This is a genomic window from Streptococcus parasanguinis (assembly GCF_001069785.1).
In the GTDB taxonomy this organism is placed as follows: Bacteria; Bacillota; Bacilli; order Lactobacillales; family Streptococcaceae; genus Streptococcus; species Streptococcus parasanguinis_T.
In genome coordinates, this window is the sequence record NZ_JVSR01000046.1 from 1 (window position 1) to 6,811 (window position 6,811).

Annotated in this window: 7 protein-coding genes; all 7 read left to right on the forward strand. The window is 41.3% G+C overall.

The window, feature by feature from the left end; genetic code table 11:
• The coding region (locus tag ADG03_RS03165; RefSeq protein ID WP_049520954.1) for an amino acid ABC transporter ATP-binding protein at nt 1–733 on the forward strand (733 nt) is incomplete at its 5' end.
• Between the two features lie 81 nt (nt 734–814).
• Nucleotides 815–1,042: a DUF4059 family protein gene (locus tag ADG03_RS03170; RefSeq protein WP_003003995.1), complete on the forward strand. Its 228-nt coding sequence runs from the start codon at nt 815–817 to the stop codon at nt 1,040–1,042.
• Nucleotides 1,043–1,100: 58 nt separating this feature from the next.
• Nucleotides 1,101–2,012 (forward strand): thioredoxin-disulfide reductase, encoded by a 912-nt coding sequence (gene trxB / locus ADG03_RS03175; RefSeq protein ID WP_049473361.1) that lies wholly within the window; start codon nt 1,101–1,103, stop codon nt 2,010–2,012.
• 139 nt (nt 2,013–2,151) lie between these two features.
• Nucleotides 2,152–3,612 carry a nicotinate phosphoribosyltransferase gene (locus tag ADG03_RS03180; protein ID WP_023920286.1) on the forward strand — a complete coding sequence of 487 codons (1,461 nt, stop codon included), beginning with the start codon at nt 2,152–2,154 and terminating at the stop codon, nt 3,610–3,612.
• A complete protein-coding gene (gene nadE / locus ADG03_RS03185; protein ID WP_031575281.1) occupies nt 3,609–4,433 on the forward strand; it encodes an ammonia-dependent NAD(+) synthetase in 825 nt (274 codons plus the stop codon). Before ADG03_RS03180 ends, nadE begins: the two co-directional genes overlap by 4 nt.
• Before the next feature lie 209 nt (nt 4,434–4,642).
• Nucleotides 4,643–5,194, forward strand: coding sequence for a GNAT family N-acetyltransferase (locus ADG03_RS03190; RefSeq protein WP_031575284.1), 552 nt, complete (start codon nt 4,643–4,645; stop codon nt 5,192–5,194).
• Between the two features lie 67 nt (nt 5,195–5,261).
• Nucleotides 5,262–6,596: an aminopeptidase C gene (gene pepC / locus ADG03_RS03195; RefSeq protein WP_009732326.1), complete on the forward strand. Its 1,335-nt coding sequence runs from the start codon at nt 5,262–5,264 to the stop codon at nt 6,594–6,596.
• The last annotated feature ends 215 nt before the right edge of the window (nt 6,597–6,811 follow it).

Here is a 6,811-nt window from a genome sequence, read left to right on the forward strand (position 1 = left end):
TTCAGAATTATCAAAGACATTTTCAGGTCAAAAGGTTTTAAATAATCTAAGTTTGGAAATTCAAAAAGGGGAAGTCGTGGCCTTAATCGGGTCTTCGGGAGCTGGTAAATCAACCTTCTTACGCAGTTTAAACTATTTGGAAGCTCCAGACAGTGGTAGAATTAAGATTGATGATTTCGAGGTTGATTTTGAGCACATTACCCAAGATCAAATCTTGACCTTAAGAAGAAAATTGGCCATGGTGTTCCAACAGTTTAATTTGTTTGGTAGAAAAACAGCTCTTGAAAATGTGAAAGAAGGGCTCATTGTTGTGAAGGGCTTATCCGACCAAGAAGCAACGAAAATTGCTCGAGAAGAACTGGCAAAAGTCGGCTTATCGGATCGTGAAAATCACTATCCTCGTCACCTCTCAGGTGGACAAAAACAACGGGTGGCTTTGGCCCGTGCCTTGGCCATGAAACCAGAGGTTCTTTTGCTGGATGAACCGACTTCGGCCTTGGATCCAGAATTGGTTGGAGAAGTTGAAAAATCCATTGCCAATGCAGCAAAATCAGGACAAACCATGGTACTGGTCAGCCATGATATGTCTTTTGTAGCGCAAGTAGCAGATAAGGTCCTATTTTTGGATAAAGGACGGATTATTGAATCTGGAACACCAGAGGAAATCATGCAACATCCAAAAGAAGAACGGACAAAAGAATTCTTTGCTAGTTACAAACGGACCTATGTTTGATATAATAGAGGAGAGGTAAGACTCAGCTGGCGATGCTAGCTGGGTTTGTTTTCTGAAAATGTAAAAATATTTGGAGTCGTGATGTTAAATAAATTATTGTCCTTATATTTACAAAGTTTAGTGACGACAACGATTTTAGTTGGGATCGCTTCTTGTATTTGGATTGGCTACCGTGCCCTTAAGAAGAAAGATAAAACAGCCAAGCAACGACAAGCCCATTTGTATGATATCCTCTTAATTGATATCATGACGATTCCTATTTTAACCTTTGCGGTCATAGGGATTTTGTTTATCTTTCAAGCACGATAATTGCAAAAAGACCGTGTTAGAATTATAATGGTTACAACAAAACAGAAAGAGGTTGAGTATGTTTGATACAGTGATTATTGGAGCAGGTCCTGCAGGGATGACTGCTGCCCTTTATGCAGCACGAAGCAATTTAAAGGTCGCATTGATTGAGAGAGGAATTCCAGGCGGTCAAATGAACAATACGTCTGACATTGAAAACTATCCTGGCTATGCGAATATTAGTGGCCCAGACTTGGCTGAAAAAATGTTTGAGCCTTTAGAAAATCTTGGTGTGGAACATTTGTTTGGTCAGGTAGAGCGCATCGAAGACCTCGGAGCAACCAAAAAGATTGTCACAGATGATGGGGAATTTGAAGCTAAAACCGTGGTGATTGCAACAGGGTCTAACCACCGTCCATTGAATGTCCCTGGCGAAGAGGAGCTGAATAGTAGAGGGGTTTCCTACTGTGCTGTTTGTGATGGTGCTTTCTTTAGAGACGAGGATCTCTTGGTCGTTGGTGGTGGCGATTCTGCGGTAGAAGAAGCTGTCTTTTTGACTCAGTTTGCAAAAACAGTGACCATTGCCCATCGTCGTGATCAGTTGCGTGCCCAAAAAGTTCTTCAAGACCGTGCCTTTGCCAATGATAAAATTCACTTTGCTTGGAATACGGTTGTTGAAGAAATTAAGGGGGAACCAAAAGTAACGTCTGTCCTTTTAAAAGATGTGAAGACAGGAGAGGTTAGAGAGCAGGCCTTTGGTGGTGTCTTTATCTATGTCGGTTTAGATCCTGTCAGTGATTTTGCGACGGAACTTGGTATTTTAGATGAAAATGGCTGGGTGGTGACGGATGATCATATGAGAACCACAGTCCCAGGTATTTTTGCGGTTGGTGATGTTCGTCAAAAAGACCTACGTCAAGTGACGACAGCCGTCGGAGACGGTGCGATTGCTGGCCAAGAAGTTTATAAATATATCACAGAAAACTTTTAATCTTTTAAAAATCTGAGGTTTGTGTCTCAGATTTTTTTTGTGCTTTCCTTTCAGTATTCAATGGGGCTGAAATGTGCTATAATGGTACTAATTTTATGGTAGGAATTCATAGAACAAATCTAAAAAAAGAGGTATTCATATGTATCCAGATGACAGTTTAACGTTGCATACTGATTTATACCAAATCAACATGATGCAGGTCTATTTTGATCAAGGTATCCACAATAAACATGCTGTATTTGAAGTGTATTTTCGTCAACAGCCTTTTAAAAACGGCTATGCTGTATTTGCTGGCTTAGAGCGAATTGTGAAATATTTGGAAAACTTGAGTTTTTCTGAGAGCGATATTGCCTATTTAGAGTCACTTGGTTATCATGGAGCCTTCTTGGAATATCTCCGTGATCTTAAATTGGAACTGACAGTACGCTCGGCTCAAGAAGGTGACTTAGTTTTTGCCAATGAACCAATTGTCCAGGTCGAAGGTCCTCTGGCTCAGTGTCAATTGGTGGAAACAGCCCTCTTAAATATAGTCAACTTTCAAACCTTGATAGCCACAAAGGCTGCACGCATTCGTTCGGTCATTGAAGATGAGCCTTTGATGGAATTTGGAACCCGTCGTGCGCAAGAAATGGATGCTGCCATTTGGGGAACTCGTGCGGCAGTCATCGGAGGTGCCAATGGAACTAGTAATGTACGTGCAGGTAAGCTCTTTGGAATCCCAGTTTTAGGAACTCATGCCCATTCTCTTGTACAGGTATATGGAAATGACTACCAAGCCTTTAAGGCCTATGCGGAAACCCATAAAGATTGTGTCTTCCTCGTCGATACCTATGATACCCTTCGTATTGGGGTACCAGCAGCTATTCAGGTAGCGCGTGAAATGGGAGAGAAGATCAATTTCTTAGGCGTTCGGATTGATTCAGGAGATATTGCCTATATTTCTAAAAAAGTTCGCCAGCAATTAGATGAGGCTGGGTTTACAAATGCTAAAATCTACGCTTCTAACGACTTGGATGAAAATACCATCCTCAACTTAAAAATGCAAAAAGCAAAAATTGATGTATGGGGTGTGGGAACCAAACTAATTACGGCTTACGATCAACCAGCACTTGGGGCGGTATACAAAATTGTTTCTGTTGAAAACGAAGCAGGAGAGATGATCAATACCATCAAGCTTTCTAATAATGCAGAGAAAGTTTCTACTCCAGGTAAAAAGCAAGTCTGGCGGATTACGAGTCGTGAAAAAGGTAAGTCAGAAGGGGACTACATTACTTATGATGGAGTAGATGTTTCTCAACTGACAGAACTTAAAATGTTCCATCCGACTTATACCTACATCAATAAAACGGTCCGAAACTTTGAGGCTATTCCTCTTTTAGTGGATATTTTTAAAGAGGGGCAATTGGTTTATCAACTACCACCATTATCAGAAATTCAAGAATATGCTCGTAAAAATTACGATCAATTGTGGGATGAATACAAGCGTGTCCTTAATCCACAGCATTACCCAGTTGACTTGGCAAAAGATATTTGGCAGGATAAGATGGATCTAATCGAGGAAATGCGTAACAAGGCCAATGGAGAAGGAGAAGCAAAATGAGTTTGCAAGAAGAGATTATCCAACAATTGGGTGTCAAGCCTAGCATTGATCCTCAGGAAGAGATTCGCCGCTCGGTTGATTTCTTAAAAAGATATCTAAAAAAACATCCCTTCTTGAAAACATTTGTATTAGGGATCTCAGGAGGACAAGATTCGACTCTTGCTGGGCGATTAGCTCAATTAGCCATGGAAGAAATGCGCTCAGAGACAGGAGATGCCTCCTATCAATTTATTGCTGTTCGCCTTCCTTATGGGGTACAGACAGATGAAGAAGATGCTCAAAAAGCTTTGACCTTTATCCAGCCAGATGTCAGCCTAGTCGTTAACATCAAGGAATCAGTTGATGCCATGGAACGCGCTGTCGAAGCAACAGGAACGGATATCTCCGACTTCAACAAGGGCAATATCAAGGCTCGCAGTCGCATGATTGCTCAGTATGCTTTAGCAGGTGCGCGGAGTGGAGCCGTTATTGGGACGGACCATGCAGCGGAAAATATTACAGGTTTCTTCACAAAATTTGGAGATGGTGGTGCAGATATTTTACCCCTTTTCCGTTTGAACAAGCGCCAAGGAAAACAATTGCTTAAAGCCTTGGGAGCTGATCCTGCTCTCTATGAGAAAATCCCAACTGCAGATTTGGAAGAAGAAAAACCAGGAATAGCAGACGAAGTAGCGCTGGGTGTCACCTATAATGAAATCGATGATTACCTAGAAGGCAAACAAGTGAGCCCAGAAGCTCAAGCCACTATTGAAAAATGGTGGTACAAAGGCCAACACAAACGCCACCTGCCAATCACAGTATTTGATCATTTCTGGGAGTAAAAAGGTCCACTGGACCTTTTTAGCCCGAGTCTTAAAATAGGAAAACGAGACAGAAATCGGTAACTCGCAGAGTTCGATTTCGTAGTCTCACCATACAATATTGTGAAAAGCATCAAAAAGAAGGGCGATTTCATCCGTCCTTTTCTTCTAGATTAAAGTAACCAACTTGCAACGTTCAAGTTGCATGAAAAAATGAAGGGAGACAATCTATGAATCATCTTGGAAGTCTTGTCATAGAGACAGAGCATTTATACTTGAGGCCTTTCGTTTTGGAAGATGCACCAGCGATGTTTGAAAATTGGGCTTCGGATCCTGAAACCCTGAAATATGTCACTTGGGATGCCCATGCATCTACTGAGAGAACCAGAGAATCGATCAAAAGATGGATCGAACAGTATCGTAAACCAGATACTTATAAATGGGCGCTTTGTTTGAAAACATCACTGGATCAGGTAATTGGAGATATTAGTGTGGTTTCTCAAGACCAGGAAAGTCAATCATGCGAGCTAGGTTATATCCTTGGCAAGAAATTCTGGGGGCGGGGATTCATGACAGAAGCCGTCATAGCTGTTTTGGATTTCTTATTGAACAAAGTCGGATTTAAAGAAATCAAAGCCACTTATGTCAGTTTAAATCCTGCTTCAGGGAAAGTCATGGAAAAGGCAGGAATGCAGTATGTAGAAACCATCCCTCATGCCATTCAACGCAAAGGATATTGCGGGGATAAAATCATCTATTCTAAACAGAATCCCTCTCTATAGGGTGATTTTTACTTGAAGATTCTGCTCAAAGGATTATAATAGTAAATAATGAAAAAAGGAGATTGCTATGTCAGAATTAACGAAAGAATTTACAGACCAGCTCTATGCTAATTATGAAGCAAATGTGAAATATGCGGCTCTTGAAAATGCTGTTACCCACAATGGGATCCATGCATCGCTTGAAACGCGCAAGAGTGCAGTAGAAAATACACCAGTTTTTTCACTTGATTTGACCAAGGATAAGGTGACAAACCAAAAAGCATCTGGACGTTGTTGGATGTTTGCGGCTTTAAATACCTTCCGTCACAAGATGATTTCAAGCTTCCAATTGGAGGATTTTGAATTGTCTCAAGCACATACTTTCTTTTGGGATAAGTATGAAAAATCAAACTGGTTTTTGGAGCAAGTGATTGCTACAGCAGATCAAGAATTGACCAGCCGTAAGGTGGCTTTTCTCCTACAAACCCCACAACAAGATGGTGGTCAATGGGATATGGTGGTATCCCTCTTTGAGAAATACGGAGTGGTTCCAAAATCAGTTTATCCGGAATCGATTTCTTCAAGTAATAGCCGGGAATTGAACACCTACCTCAATAAACTCTTGCGTCAAGATGCGCAAATCTTGCGTGACTTGATTCACTCAGGCGCAGATAGTGAGGCAGTTGCGAGCAAGAAACAAGCCTTGTTGCAAGAAATCTTTAACTTCTTGGCTATGTCTTTAGGATTGCCTCCGCGTGAATTTGACTTTTCATACCGTGATAAGGACAACCAATTCCATACCGAAAGTGGCTTAACTCCACAAAGCTTCTACAAAAAATATGTAGACCTTCAATTAGACGATTACGTCTCCATTATCAATGCCCCAACTACAGATAAGCCATATGGAAAATCTTACACCGTAGATATGCTGGGCAATGTGGTTGGTAGCCGTCCAGTCCGCTACCTAAATGTTCCAATGGATCGATTGAAAGAATTAGCTATTGCTCAAATGAAAGCAGGAGAAACTGTCTGGTTTGGTTCAGATGTAGGCCAAGTCAGCAACCGTAAAGCCGGAATCCTGGCAACAGATGTCTACGATTTTGAAGCAGGCATGGACATTCATTTGACACAAGACAAGGCGGGTCGCTTGGACTATGCAGAAAGTCTCATGACACACGCTATGGTCTTGACAGGGGTTGATTTAGACGAAGCAGGTCAGCCTCGTAAATGGAAGGTTGAAAATTCATGGGGAGACAAGGTCGGTACAGATGGTTACTTTGTGGCTTCTGATGCTTGGATGGATGAATATACCTATCAAATCGTGGTTCGTAAAGAATTCCTAACAGCAGACGAATTAGCAGCCTATGAAGCAGAACCAATTGTCCTAGCACCGTGGGATCCAATGGGAGCTTTAGCAAAATAATGATATAGAAAAGAGCCGAAAGGCTCTTTTCAGATTGAAGACAAAATATCTTAAAAACTTTCCTTAGGTGAGTACGGACGTCAGCGAACTTCTTTAAAGTTCCATGACTAATTATTGAGTCTAAGGTCTCAATAATTCCGAGTGCCTGAAACAATAACGTTTCAAGCACTTTTCTCACAGCGGAAAGTTTCAGTATTTTCTTAAATCGATTTAAA